Source organism: Rhodopseudomonas sp. WA056, from assembly GCF_010906995.1.
In the GTDB taxonomy this organism is placed as follows: Bacteria; Pseudomonadota; Alphaproteobacteria; order Rhizobiales; family Xanthobacteraceae; genus Rhodopseudomonas; species Rhodopseudomonas palustris_G.
The window spans coordinates 1-13,623 of record NZ_QPFS01000035.1 but is presented as its reverse complement, the minus strand read 5'-3'; the positions used below and the strand labels follow the sequence as shown (position 1 = coordinate 13,623).

11 protein-coding genes are annotated in these 13,623 nt (G+C 66.4%); 2 read left to right on the top strand and 9 right to left on the bottom strand.

Annotation, left to right across the window (positions count from 1 at the left end):
- Positions 1-81: 81 nt before the first annotated feature.
- From DU475_RS09510 to DU475_RS09495, 4 genes are all read right to left on the bottom strand, one after another.
- Positions 82-2,148, bottom strand: coding sequence for a HAMP domain-containing methyl-accepting chemotaxis protein (locus DU475_RS09510; protein WP_047308210.1), 2,067 nt, complete (start codon positions 2,146-2,148; stop codon positions 82-84).
- A gap of 439 nt (positions 2,149-2,587) precedes the next feature.
- Positions 2,588-3,106 carry a TIGR03809 family protein gene (locus DU475_RS09505; protein ID WP_047308209.1) on the bottom strand — a complete coding sequence of 173 codons (519 nt, stop codon included), beginning with the start codon at positions 3,104-3,106 and terminating at the stop codon, positions 2,588-2,590.
- A 537-nt stretch (positions 3,107-3,643) separates the two neighbouring features.
- A complete protein-coding gene (locus tag DU475_RS09500) occupies positions 3,644-4,468 on the bottom strand; it encodes a hypothetical protein (protein WP_142882290.1) in 825 nt (274 codons plus the stop codon).
- On the bottom strand, positions 4,465-5,034 hold the full coding sequence (locus tag DU475_RS09495) for a sigma-70 family RNA polymerase sigma factor (protein WP_164631925.1): 570 nt from the start codon (positions 5,032-5,034) through the stop codon (positions 4,465-4,467). The genes DU475_RS09500 and DU475_RS09495 overlap by 4 nt, the downstream gene beginning before the upstream one ends.
- Positions 5,035-5,411: 377 nt before the next feature.
- Here DU475_RS09495 and DU475_RS09490 point away from each other — a divergent pair, with 377 nt between their 5' ends.
- Complete coding sequence (locus DU475_RS09490; RefSeq protein ID WP_205524302.1) at positions 5,412-6,560, top strand: GGDEF domain-containing protein; 1,149 nt, start codon at positions 5,412-5,414, stop codon at positions 6,558-6,560.
- A 36-nt stretch (positions 6,561-6,596) separates the two neighbouring features.
- On the top strand, positions 6,597-7,709 hold the full coding sequence (locus DU475_RS09485) for a DUF2336 domain-containing protein (protein ID WP_013503385.1): 1,113 nt from the start codon (positions 6,597-6,599) through the stop codon (positions 7,707-7,709).
- Between the two features lie 21 nt (positions 7,710-7,730).
- Here DU475_RS09485 and DU475_RS09480 read toward each other — a convergent pair whose 3' ends face one another.
- The 5 genes from DU475_RS09480 to DU475_RS09460 all read right to left on the bottom strand — a co-directional run.
- On the bottom strand, positions 7,731-9,950 hold the full coding sequence (locus DU475_RS09480) for a TonB-dependent receptor family protein (RefSeq protein WP_164631922.1): 2,220 nt from the start codon (positions 9,948-9,950) through the stop codon (positions 7,731-7,733).
- Between the two features lie 11 nt (positions 9,951-9,961).
- Positions 9,962-12,187: a TonB-dependent receptor family protein gene (locus DU475_RS09475; protein WP_164631920.1), complete on the bottom strand. Its 2,226-nt coding sequence runs from the start codon at positions 12,185-12,187 to the stop codon at positions 9,962-9,964.
- A 59-nt stretch (positions 12,188-12,246) separates the two neighbouring features.
- Entirely contained in the window at positions 12,247-12,594 is a 348-nt protein-coding gene (locus DU475_RS09470; protein WP_235677212.1) for a DUF2946 family protein, read from the bottom strand.
- 117 nt (positions 12,595-12,711) lie between these two features.
- Positions 12,712-13,350: an NrsF family protein gene (locus DU475_RS09465; RefSeq protein ID WP_013503388.1), complete on the bottom strand. Its 639-nt coding sequence runs from the start codon at positions 13,348-13,350 to the stop codon at positions 12,712-12,714.
- A gap of 4 nt (positions 13,351-13,354) precedes the next feature.
- On the bottom strand, positions 13,355-13,623 hold a 269-nt coding region (locus DU475_RS09460; RefSeq protein ID WP_283812071.1), incomplete at its 5' end, for a sigma factor-like helix-turn-helix DNA-binding protein.

The window sequence follows — 13,623 nt, the reverse complement described above, 5'->3', positions numbered from 1 at the left end:
GACGGCGCAAACGCGTGCGCCCGGGGGAGCCCGGGCGCGACACGTCGAAGGATGCGAAAGTCAGCGAGCGCGAGCCTCGGGCTACGCCGCCCGCACCGTCTCGACGAAGCGGGTGACTTCGTCCTTGAGGCGATTGCTGTCGCGCGACAGCAATTGCGCGGCGGAGTGGACCTGTGCCGACGCGGTGCCGGTCTCAGTGGCGCCACGCTGCACGTCGACGACGTGGGCCGACACGTCCTGCGTACCACGCGCCGCCTGCTGCACGTTGCGGGAGATCTCCTGCGTCGCCGCCCCCTGTTCTTCCACAGCCGAGGCGATGGTCGATGCGATCTCCGACATCCGCTCGATGGTGCCGCCGATCTCGCGGATCGCCCCGACCGACTCCTGCGTCGCCGACTGCATACTGCCGATCTGCTGACTGATCTCGCCGGTCGCCTTCCCGGTCTGTTCGGCCAGCGCCTTCACCTCCTGCGCCACCACCGCGAAGCCGCGGCCGGCGTCGCCGGCGCGCGCCGCTTCGATGGTGGCGTTGAGCGCCAGCAGATTGGTCTGGCCGGCGATGGTGTTGATCAGTTCGACCACGGCGCCGATCCGATTTGCCGCATCCGCGAGTTGGCCGATGCGGTCGTTGGTCTTGCGCGCCTGATCGACCGCGTCGCCGGCGATCCGCGCCGATTCCTGAACCTGGCGACTGATCTCGGTGATCGACGAGGTCATCTGCTCGGTCGCCGACGCCACCGACTGCACGTTCGACGATGCCTGTTCGGACGCCGCAGCGACCGAGGTGGCGAGCTCCTGCGAATGCTCGGCGGTGGAGGTCAGCGTCCCGGCGGATGCCTCGAGCTCGGTCGCGGCCGAGGTCACGGTCTCAATGATCTCGCCGACCGCGCCTTCGAAATGATCGGCGAGGCGCTGCATCTCCGCCTTGTGCTCGGCGGCGACCCGGCGCTCGGCTTCCTCCTGCTCGGCCTTCAGCCGGTCGCATTCGAGCGAGTTGTTGCGAAACACCTCGACCGTACAGGCCATCAGCCCGATCTCGTCGAGACGGCCGGAGCCGACGATCTCGACATCGGTGTTGCCGGCAGCCAGCTCCTTCATCACGCCGGACATCGCCACGATCGGCCCCGACACCGCGCGTCCGATCAACCAGGCGAGCACGAAGCCGATCGCCATCGCGCCGAGAGTGATCAGCAGGATCTGGGTCTGGGTCTCACCGATCAGCGCCGCGGTCTGGTGGCCGATCTGCTTCTGTTCGGCGACACCGGACTGCTTGATGGTCGCTGCATCGAGCGCCAGCGATTGCGCCACCTTGGTCATCGCCGCAATGGTCGCATCGATCCCGACGACATCGCGCACCGACTGCTGGTAGCCGTCGGCGTAGATCGCAAGGTCGGCCTCGATCGCGGCGAGCTGCTTGCGCTCGGCCGCGGTGGCGAGCACCGTCTTCATGGTCGACAGCACGGTTCTGAAATCGGCGAGCGCCTTTTCGGCGCCGGCCTGGGCGGCCTTCTCCAGATGAATGCCCAGGACCTTGCTGGCGGACAGCCGCAGCAGCAGAAACTGCTTCATCGCTTGTCCGACCAGGAGCGCCTGATCACTGTTGCCGTCGCCGCTCATCGTCGCGGATTGCAGTTGCTCGAGCTGGCCGACGATCCGCTGCCCCACCGGTCCGAGCACGGTCGCCGACAACCTGTTCTGATCCTGCCGGAGCTTGGTCAGCTCGTCGAACTGCGCGACATAGGAGGCGAACTTGCTGCCTAGTTCGACCATCGCCGCACGACGACCGGGATCGCGAACAAGCTGCATCGCCTGCTGGATGTTGTCCTGCAGCTCGGCGCGGCGCTTGCCCGCCTCGGCGATCAGCGTATCCTCGCCGGTGAGGCTGTATTCGCGCACGGTCCGCCTGAAGTTGGTGAAGTTCTGCTCGACGTTACGGACCGCATCGACGACGCCGACGCGCTGATCGAAGCTCGAAAACGCATCTCCGAGCTTTCCAAAATTCGTGTAGTTCAGAATCGCCAGCACCGCCATCAGCACCTGCACGGCGGCGAAGCCGATGGCGATCTTGAAGCCGATCTTGCGGTTGGTGAAGAACGAAAACAGGCCCGTCGCGGCGGACGGGACAGGCGACGAATGAGCACTAGGCATGATCTCTTTCCCGACGAGGCCGCGCGAAAGCGTGGCTGCACTCAGCGCATGAAAAGAGGAACCCGCGGCACGACAAGGGACGCGCACGTCGCCGCTGATCCCTCCTGTGATTTCATCTTATGAGCGAATCCGGAACCGGATCGCACGCAATGAGTGCGCCGAAATTCGTTCCAATCCGTTAAACATCGGCGGCGCAATTCGGCGCGCATTGGCGTTAGTTTGCGCCCATCACCAGATCGGCGATAACTTCAGAGCTTGATCGACATCAAACGCGGTCGCAAAGCCGAAGTAACTGTTGGTGTTAGTAAGCCGAGCTGCGGAGGGACCGGCGCACGATGCGAGGCCGACGAACTCCTGCCTTACGACGAAGGTCGCATCGGCCGATGCTGTGGATGAATCGCGCGAACGCGTCCTGCGCGAATCAGCACGGACCTACGCGTCAGCTCACCTTGCGCAACAGTGAGTAGCGCTGCTCGAGTCGCGCCGGATCGAGCGCGTGCATCCACACCGGAACATCGTCGGGGACGATCGCGGGGGCGGGCTCCGGGGCAACCGGGGCACGCACCGGCTCGGCGGGCTTGATGGGTTTTGCGGGAGTGGCGACGCGCGGCGGCTGGGCCGACCGAGGTGCCGAGTGAGGCAGCGCGTACGAGGGCGAGCCGTTGACAGCCTCGCCATCGAAGTAGAACGCCAGCCGCGGCGGGACCTTCTTGTTGCGGCCGAGCCAGGACAGATCGACCGGACGATTGTCCAAGGTCGCTTCGCGCTTCAGCAGGCCGCGCCAGGATTCGACCGCGGCTTTGGCTTCCTGGACGTTCTCCAGGAATTCGCGTTCACCGAAGAACCGTCGCCACCGACCGGTTTCGAACAGCTCGGTGAGGTAGTCGAGCCGCTGCTCTGCGAGCAAGCACCAGCGCTCGACGAGCGCACGGCCACGCTCGGCGTCGGTCTGTTCCATGGTCAATCCGCCAGGAGAGGGAAAATGAACGCGACGCAACACACGAATCGACGCAAAGCTTACGAACGATGTTGTTAACAAAAATTTACCATGTCCAGCGTGGCGGTAACTCGTAGCTCCACGAGCCGCCAGCGCTGTTAGAACCCTTCGAAGGTCGCCGACCGGGGACGCGGTCGTTCGGGCTCGGGCAAACGAAAGACCCGCCCGGGGGGACAACCGGGCGGGTCAAAAGCCATATCAGCGCTGGGGTGGATGGGCGCTCGCGCCGAGTACGGCCTCGTTGGGGAGGTGGTTTCCGCTCCCACAACGATTGGTCAGCCGACAACGCCGAGACGTTCAATCCGGTTGCTGATTTTTCTCGCGCGTCGATGTGGGGATCAGTTCAGCCCGTACGGCAGCCCGCCGCGGCCGGACGCGCCGACATTGCGAGACGGGGAGTTCGCGGCGACAGGGCAGAGGCAGGCGTGGATAGACAGGCATGCGCGGCGGAATGACGCCGAGGCGGTCTGACGCGCCGATTTGTGCAACGCGACGGGATCAGGGCGCAGCAAGCACCACGCTGACGATCGGCTCTTTTTGCAGCCGGCCGATCAGGTTCTCCTGATCCTGCTTCGACAGCGCACGGTCGCCGAATTGCAGCCGGAACACCCCACCCCGCGAGCTGTCGACCACCACCGCGTTGTATTGATCGAGCAGCGAGGCGATCTCGGCGGCCCGCGCCTCGGGCGCAAACTTGACGAGCACGCGCGGAGCGGTCGGCGGCGGCGCCAGGCTTCGCACCACCGGCCCGCCCGAACGTTCCGCCATCACCATCGGCGGCGCAGTCTTGGCAGCCTCGGCACGCTCGGGCATCGCCGCGGCCGGGGGGGACGCAGGAGATGAGGCCGGCGCCGACGCCATGTTCCGCGGCCGCGGGTCGTCGGCGGCGATCCGGAGCGGACCGCTCTCGGGCCACGCCAGCATCGCCCCGATCAGGCCGGCTTGCAGCAACAGCGCGAGACCGGCGACCGATGCCGACCAGGCCAGCGCCTTGGGCGACAGCCCGGCAAAAAACCCGGCGAACCGCGCGCCCAAGCCGCGCCCGGCGCTCGGCGCCTGGGCCGGTTCGGCGTCGATCGCGGCGAACAGCTTATGCAGTGTCCGCGACGACGGCGCCCCGAGGCTCTCGTTCAGCTCGATGGTCGCGGCATATTCTTCGAGGATCACGGCATATTGCCGCGCCAGCTTGGGGTCGCGATCGAGCGCATCGGCGACCCGGCGGGCGTCGCGGGCGTTCAGCGTGCCGGCGGCGTACCACGGCAGCAGCGCCTCGATTTCGCCCGGCTCCCGCTGCTCGGGCATCGTGTTGCTCATCGCCATCATGGCCAGCCTCGTTGAACGCCGGCCGCCTGCAGCAGGTCGGCAAGTTTCTTTCGCGCGTAGAACAGCCGGGTTTTCACCGTGTTCTCCGGAATTCCGACGATCCGGGCGACTTCTTCGACTGATTTCTCATGGTAGTACACCAGATCGACGATCTCTCGATGTTCGGGCGACAGCGACGTCAGGCACTTTCGTAGCGCCTCGCCGGTGTCCTTCTTCTGCACTGCGATCTCTGGATCGTCCGAGGGATCCTCGATCGCGGCGGCAGCATCTTCGTCCAGTTCGGCATCCTTGCGGCGTCGCAGCGCCGACAACGCCTTGAACCGCGTGATCGCCAGCAGCCAGGTCGAAACCGAAGACCGTCCCTCGAACTTGCCGGCCTGCCGCCAGACGTCGAGGAACACTTCGCTGATAAGATCCTCGGCGATCTGTTCGTTCCTGACGAGACGCAGCCCGAACCGGAAGACCTTGACGTGATACCGGCCATACAGCACCTGCATCGCGACGCGGTCCCCTTGGGCGATCCTGGCGATCAGCGCCTCGTCGGTGGCAGTCTGTTTGCCCGTCACTGGCCATCTCTTGAATTTGGTCGGCCCGGCCCAGCGGAAGGTTCGACAAATAAACGCAAATTTTAGATCCCCGGGATTCCCACCAGCGCCCAATCCCGGCGCCGGCAGCAGCGTTTCAGAGCTCCTTCGGGAGCCTCGGCCGGAACTGAGTCGAAGCCTCCGAGCGTTCCGACGTTACCAAGCCGCGATGCGATTTGCGCGACATATCCACACATCGCTGACAGCAGCCTGTCCCGGGAAATCCCGCAATCCGGAGAATTGCCCCTGAAATCAGCCGGCCGGCCGGCCCGCGCTGCGACGCCCACAACCATGCGGATACTAAAACGAAAGGCTTTTCCACGTAGGTTCCCGTAGCTCTACTCTCGACCGGGCGGACGATGGGACGAACTGCCGCGATCTCGGGCCCCCTGCCCGATCCTCAAGCCTGCGCTGACGACGACGCACGGATGCTCGCTGTCCGCGGCCGGCGCATGCGGCAGCGCCGGCAGATGCTGGACCTGATCGCGGTCAGCTTCATGATCGACGCCGCGATCCTGCTGATCTACGTTCAGGCCGGCACCATTGCGCCGGTCGTGGCCGTGACCTTCGCGGTCTGCGGCGGCATCCTCGGCAGCATCCTGTTCGCGCTGTCCGAGTCCGGGTTCAACGACCGCTTCCCCGACCACTATCTGACGGTTCCGATCGCCATCACCCATCTGGTGCTGATCATCGGATTTGCCGCCTGGGTGCCGCAGATCGGCGCATTCTTCCTGTTCGAACTGTTCGTCGTGTTCGGCTTCGCGGCGCTGCGCGCCGACCGGCGGCAGGCGCTGATCTCCTGGGGCGCCCTGCTGTGCGTTCTGACTCCGCTGTTCCTGCTCACCGACCTGCCGATCAGCCTGCCGCATCAGTCGCCGCTGGAGCGGCTCGCCACTCTGCTGGCGCTGGTGCTGACGGTCGGCCGCTGCATGTTCATCGGCGTGTTCTCCAAGGCGATGCGGGACTCGCTGTACAAGCGCGGCATCCAGCTTCGTGAGGCGTATCAACGGATCGAGGAGCTGGCCGAGCTCGACGAGCTGACCGGGGCCTACAATCGACGCCGTATCATGCGGCATCTCGACAACGAGATCGAACGCGCCGCACGGCACTGCGAGCCGCTGTCGCTGGCGCTGATCGATCTCGACTGGTTCAAGCGCATCAACGACACGTTCGGCCATCCGACCGGCGACGAGGTGCTGCGCACCTTCGCGATTACGATCTTTGCCAACATCCGCAGCTTCGACCGGTTCGGCCGCTATGGCGGCGAGGAATTCCTGCTGCTGCTGCCCAATACCTCCGAAGACGAAGCCCGCCTGATCCTCGATCGGCTCCGTCTGATCGTGGCCGGACTGGACTGGAGCGCGTTCTCGCCGAGCATGTCGGTGACGCTGTCCGCGGGCGTCACCACCATGACGCTGCAGGAATCCACCGAATCCGTTCTGTCGCGCGCCGATCGCGCATTGTACGAGGCCAAGCACGGCGGACGAAACCGAGTTGCCAGCGCCTGAAGAAGCAGGCGCGTGTCTTCACTCCAGGAAAGAGTAATGATTCTTCGATCCAAGCGGCCGGCCCTGCACCTGCTCGACGAGTTGCAGGCCATGCTGGCGCACGGCACCGTCGCACGACGGGTGGAAACCCTGCGCCGCGTCACCGACCTGTTTCTCGGCGGCGTCGCCTACAACGACGAACAGATCGAGGTGTTCGACGACGTCTTCACCTGCCTGGTGGAAGACATCGAATCCAACGCCAAGGTGCTGCTGGCGCAGCGCCTCGCCCCGGTGAGTGCGCCGCCGCGGATCATCCAGCAACTCGCTTTCGAGGACCGGATCGAGATCGCCGCACCGGTGCTGTCGCAGTCCGAGCAGCTCGACGATGCGACGCTGATCGCCAACGCACGGGCCAAAAGCCAGCAGCACATGATGGCGATCTCGACGCGCCGCACTCTCAGCGGCGCCGTGACCGACGTGCTGGTCGAGCTCGGCAACCCGGCCGTGGTGCAGAGCACGGTGAGGAATCCCGGCGCCGAGTTTTCGGACAACGGCTATTGTGTTCTCGCCAAGCGCGCCGAAAACGACGACGGGCTCGCCGACGCGCTCGGCCAGCGTACAATTCCCCGCGCGCAGTACCTGAAGATGATCGCGATCGCCTCGGCCACTGTGCGCAGCAAGCTCGAAGCGGCGCATTCGCACGCGCCCGCGGAGGTCGACAACGCCGTGCGGCAGGCGAGCCGGCTGGCGCGCTCGGCGCCACGCGGCATCAGCCGGCAGACCAGCATCGCCCACGGCCTGGTGCGCTCGCTGTTCGAGGAAGGACGCATCAATGCCGCCGAGGTGCACAGCTTTGCCGCCCAGCGCAAATTCGACGAGACCAACCAGGCGATCGCCTGCCTCGCCAACATCACGGTGGAGGCCGCCGAGTCGATGATGGTCGAATCGCGCGACGAAGGCGTGCTGATCCTCGCCAAGGTGTGCAATCTGCCGTGGGCGACGGTGCGCGAGATCATCGACATGCGCGACGAGATCAACGGTACGCAATCGCACGACCTCGACGAGTGCCGCGAAACCTACGAGCGGCTGCGCCTCTCCACCGCCCAGCAGGTGCTGCGCTTCCACCGCATGCAGCAATCCGCAGCAGCGGCGCAGCCGCCGGCCGCCTGAGCGGCCGGCGCTTTCCGGCCTTCACATCCGATAGCGCAGCCCCGCAAACACCGCGCGTCCTATCCCCGGATTGAACAGCGCCGACGCTGCCGTGGCGGTCTCGACCGCAATCGTGGTCGAGATGTAGCGCTTGTCGAGCAGGTTGCGGCCCTCGATATAGCCGGACCAGCCGGTGCCGTCGTCGTAGCCGAGCTTGAAGTTCAGCAGCGCATAAGGGTCGACCGTCAGCGTGTTGGCGTTGTCGGCGAAGAACGCCTGCGGCATCCACTCGACATTCGGCCCGGCGTAGAAGCCGGATGCGTGCTTGTACAGCACCTCGGCCCGCACATAGTGCGCCGGCACCGCCGGCAGACGATTGTTGCCCCAGGTCGCGTCGCCGTCGAACCGGAAGTCGCTGTAGGTGTAGGCGACGTTGAACCAGAACCGGTCGTCCTGCGCGAAGCTCGATTGCAGGAACGCGACGCCGAGCCCGGCTTCGACGCCCTGATGCACGGTGCGATCGGCATTGCGGATGGTGCAGGCCCCGGGCGTCGCCGGGCTGGTGAGACACTGCAGCTCGTTACGGATCTCGGCACGATACAGCGACACGTCCCAGGTCAGGTCCGGCCGACGGCCGCGGGTGCCGATCTCGTAGGTCGTCGCGGTCTGGGCGTTGATATCGGTGCTCGCCGGCGACGCGAAGGTGGTGACGTCGTAGGTCGGCACCTCGGCGCTGCGCGAGATGTTGCCGTACACCTGCCAGGCCGGATCGACGTCCCACAGCACGCCGATCTTGGGACTGAACGGGTTGTAGGCACGCCGCCCCGACTGGTCGCCGTTGGCCAGGTAGCGGTCCTGCTGGTCGCGCACCGCGTGCAGGACCTGCGCCCCGGTCACGACCGCGACGTTGGGCAGGACGTAGAACGAGTTGTCGGCATAGGCCGAGACGTTCTGCGACTTCCACAAATAAGACGCCGCCAGCGGCCCCTTGGTGGCGGCGCCGACGTTCCAATACTGGTTGATGTCGATGGTGCCGTTCTGGATGTTGACGCCGGTGATCAGGCGGTTGCGGAAGCCGCCGATGAAGCGGTCGTCGGTGGCGCGGGCGAAGCCGCCGTAATCGTGGACGTGAAAATCCAGCCACTGATAGATCGGATGCATCACGTGGCGTTCGAGCACGAAGGCGCCGAAATCCACGCTGGTCTCGCCAAACCGCAACGTCGTCTTGTTGGCGACGCGCACCGAGTCGATGTTGCGCTGCTGGTCCTGCTGCACCCACACCGGATTCGCCGCACGCGGCGAGTTGAGCGCCTGATCCTTGGTGACCTCACCGGGAATCTGCGCCCGCCAGCGGCTGACATTCAGATAGAACCGGGTCTCGACGTCGGGCGAGAACTGATAGCCGACATTGGCATTCAGCCGTTCGGCGTCGGTCTTGCTGTGCTCGCGATAGCCGTCCTCGCGCTGCGCCGACATCGTCATGTACCAGTCCGCGGCACCGGCGACCCCGCCGGTCGCGACCTGCGACTTCAAGTAACCGAAGCTGCCGCCGTCGACACGTGCCTCGAACTCGGGCGCGTCGCGCCCGGTCGGCATCACGAAATTGATCGCGCCACCGAGCGAGTTGGCGCCGTAGCGCAGGCCGTTGGCCCCCTTGTAGACCTCGATGTAGCGATAGGCCGTCGGATCGATCTCGTAGAGGTCGAACAGCCCGTCGGCGGTGCTGATCGGGATGCCGTCCATCGACGGATTGATGCCGCGGTTGCCGTAGGCACGCGACAGGCCCGAGCCGCGGATCGAGATCCGCGCGTCCGGCCCCCAGCGCTGCTGGATCAGCACGCCCGGCACCCAGCCGAGCGCGTCCTTGATAGTGTTGGCCGGCGAATTCTTGAACGCCGTGTCGGGCACCAGCGCAACTCCGCCGGGCGTGCGCTGGATCTCCTGGCGGGCCTGGTCGGCGGTCGGCACCGTCAGGCTCGGAACAGTGCCGGCGCCTTGCTGGATCGCCGGAGCCGCGGCCGGCCGCGCCGGAGCCGTGCCGCGATTGGCGGCACGCACGGCGCGGCTGGCGCTCGACGTGGCGCGCGGCTTCGGCCGGGCGGCGGGCCGCGGTGCCTGGTCGGGCGCCTGCACCGTCACCGGCGGCAACGGATCTCTCGCCTCACTCTGCGCCTGCGCGGAAGCGCCGAACATTGAGGCTGACGCGATGGCTGCCGCGGAGACCAGCAGCACGCGGCGGGACGACAACGGGATCGACGACATCCCCCTCTCCCTCACCACCGCGCCTTGAAGCCGGCATAGACGGCACGCCCGGTGCCGGGTTCGAACAGCGGCGAGTTGGCGTTCGCCTTGTCGATGATGCTGGCCGAGGCGATGTAGCTCTTGTTCAAGAGGTTGCGGCCTTCGATATAGATCGAATACGGCCCGCCATTGTCGATGCCCGCCTTGAGGCCGAGCAGCGCGTAGGGCTCGGTCTGAAGCGTGTTGGCGCTGTCGACGTAGTAGGCCTGCGGCACCCATTCGACGTTCGGGCCCATATAGAACCCGTTCGGATTTTTGTAGAGCAGCTCGGCGCGCAGATAGTGCCGCGGCGCGCCGGGCAGCAGGTTGTTGCCGAACCTGGCGTCGCCGTCGAACCGGAAGTCGTTCAGCGTATAGGCCATGTTCAGCCACAGCCGGTCCGGCGCGCCGGCCCGTTCGAGCAGGTGCTTGAACAGCGTCACGCCGAGCCCGGCTTCGACGCCTTGGTGCATGGTGCGGTCGGCATTGGTGACGTTGCAGTTGCCGAACGCGCTGTACAGGCACAGCAGCTCGTCCTTGATCTCGGCGCGGTACAGGCTGAGATCCCAGGTCAGGTCGGGACGCCGCCCGCGGGTGCCAATCTCGTAGGTGGTGGCGCGTTGCGGCCGGATGCTGGTGAACGGAATGAACGGAATCCCCGGCCCCGACGCGCTCTCGCCGAAGCTCGGCACTTCGGCACTGCGCGAGACGTTGGCGAAGGCCTGCCAGTTCGGATCGATCTGCCACAGCAGCCCGCCTTTCGGGCTCCACAGATTGAACGTGGTCGAGCCGGACTGATCGCCGTCCGACAGGAACCGATCGCGACGGTCACGGGTGGCGTGCAGGAATTGCGTGCCGGCGACCAGCGCGACGTTGGGCAGGAAGTAGAATGAATCCTCGACGTAGAACGCGGTGTTGGTCGACTTGTCGAGCGACGACGACGCCAGCGCGCCCTTCTGCCCGGCAATGTTGACGTATTGTTTGTTGTCGAGCCGGCCGTTCAGCAGGTTGATGCCGGCGACCAGCCGGTTGCGATAGCCGCCGATGATGCGGTCGTCGGTGACTTTGGCGAAGCTGCCGTAATCCTGGTAGCGATAGTCCAGCCACTGGAAGATCGGATGCATCAGGTGGCGATCGACGCCGAACGCGCCGAAATCGACCACGGTGTTGTCGAACCGGATCGTGGTCTTGTTGGCGAGCCGAACGGTGTCGATGTTGCGCTGCTGATCGAGCGCGACGTTGTTGGCCGCGGCAGTCTGCGGCGCATTCAGCGCGACATCCCTGGTGACGCTGCCGGGAATCCGCTGCCGCACGTGATTGGCGTTGAGGTAGAACCGGGTCTCGATGTCCGGCGTGATCTGGTAGCCGATATTGGCGCTGAGCCGGTGGGCCTCGCCGTCGCTGTGATTGCGGAAGCCTTCGGCGGCCTGGGTCGACGCGGTGACATAACCGTCCCACGCCCCGTTGACGCCGCCGGCATTGGCCTGCAGCCGGCGATAACCGAACGCGCCGGCATCGACGCTGACGCCGTTGGGGAACGGATCGCGTCCCGTTTTGGTGACGAAGTTGATCGCGCCGCCGAGCGAATTGGCGCCGTATTGCAGCGCGTTAGCGCCCTTATACACCGCGACGTAGTTGTAGGCGGTCGGATCGATCTCCTGGAAGTCGCCGTAGCCGTCTGCGGTGTTGATCGGAATCCCGTCCATATAGAGCTGCACGCCGCGCAGGTGGAAATTGCGCGACAGGCCCGAGCCGCGGATCGACAGCCGGGTGTCGTCGCCCCATTTCGGCTGCGCGAACACGCCGGGCACGTAGTCGAGAATGTCCTTGATAGTGCTCGCCACGGTGGAATTGCGATAGGCGTTGGCCGGCACCAGCGCGACGCCGCCGGGCGTCTGCTGGATATCGGCAAGCGCCTGCTGCACCGTGAGCACGGTCAGCGCCGGCCCGCGTGCGACCTCGCTGACGGCCGGTGCCGATGACGGCTGCGCGACGGGCGCGGCACTGCGCACCGCGCGGGTCGACTGCGACGCCGCACGCGGCTTCGGACGCGCCGGCGCGGGCCGCGCGGCCTGATCGGGCGCCTGCACGGTGACCGGCGGCAGGGGGCTGTCGGAACGGCTTTGCGCCACGGCGGGCAAGACAACGAGGCAGGTAGAGACGAGCGCGGTGGCATGCGCGAGCACACGGCTGCGCGGCCGCGGAAATGCGGATGACATGATGGAACTCCGGCAACTGAGCGGACGATGAGATGGGCGCGCGCAGACGCGCGCGATCGTCAGGTCAGAACCGGCGGGCCGCGCGGCTGATAGTCGAGCGAGGGCTGCAGCGCGACGAACGACGCGGAGCGCGGCACCTCAAAACGGATGCTGAAGGCGATCCGGATCGCCAGCCCGGGAGACAAGGGCGGCGGGGTCGCGACGACGTGGTTGCCGAGGCACAGCGGGCAGCGGATCGGAACCGCCTTGGCCGGCTGGCCGGCATCACCCCGGGCGGTATCGGCGTCGGTAACGGCGAAGCAGAACGCGTGACCGGTGAGAAGCTGGACCGGAGACTGGCCGGCGAGCAGCGCGCTGGCGAGCATCACGTTGAGCACGAGCGCGTAGGCAGCGACCCACGCCGCCACCAATGCCCTCGTCCGCCGTCGCGAAAATCCGCCCATCCTGCGCCCCTTGGTGTTTTGCTACCACAGGCACAAAGCGAGTCAAATTCATTCGCAGATCAGTAACATCCCTGAGGTGTCTCAGTAACGCAGCACCCGGGGACCCAGCACGGCGCCGAGGCCGGCGACCATCGCGGTCGCCAGCGTGTACCAGGTGGCGACGAACAGCGGAGAATCGTCGGCGCAATGCGCCGCGTACAGCGTGCCGGCGAGCCCGGCCGACAGCATTCCGGCCAGCGCTCCGGCCAGCGCCGGGCGGGACGGTGCGCCGCGGCGCAGCGCGAGCAATGCCGCGGCCAGGATCGGCAGCGCCAGCACCGGGATCGAGCCGAGACAGAGCAGCGAATTGTTGCCGACCAGCCGCGTCATCGCCGAGCTTCGTTGTGGCAGCATCGCCTCGACGCCGATCGCGAGGCCCAGGATCGCCAGCGGTGCCAGCAGCAGCAGGCGCCAGCCCTTCGCCGTCGCCTCGGGGCGCGATAGATGCAGCGCGACGATGATCGCCGCCAGCGCCAGCGCAAGCGTCACGACGAACTTCACGTCGAAGAACGGATTGCTGATCGCCTCGTGCAGGTCGGGGCGCAGCCCCAGCGTCGACAGCAACAGCGCCGCCGACACCGGCAACGCCACCAGCAGCGAGGCGGCCAGCGCCTGCCCCACCGGTTTGTCGCGGCTGGCGCCGTCGGCGGTAAGGGCATCAATCAGGCGGTCGGTTTGCATGGGTTCAGTCCGTCCTCAGTTTCGCGGCGAGCGCCGACAGGCCGCGATGCAGCGCCACCCGCACCGCGCCCTCGCTCATCGACAGTTTTGCCGCGGTATCCTTGATCGAGACGCTGTCGACCGCGATCGATTGCAGCACCTCGCGCTGCCGCGACGGCAGCGCCGCGAGATGCTTCGTCACCTCGCTCGCCGGCAGCGTTTCGCGCGGCGGCTCGCTCGGCAGGGTCCCGGCGAAATCGTCGATGTCGACGAATACCCGGCCCCCGCGGCGGC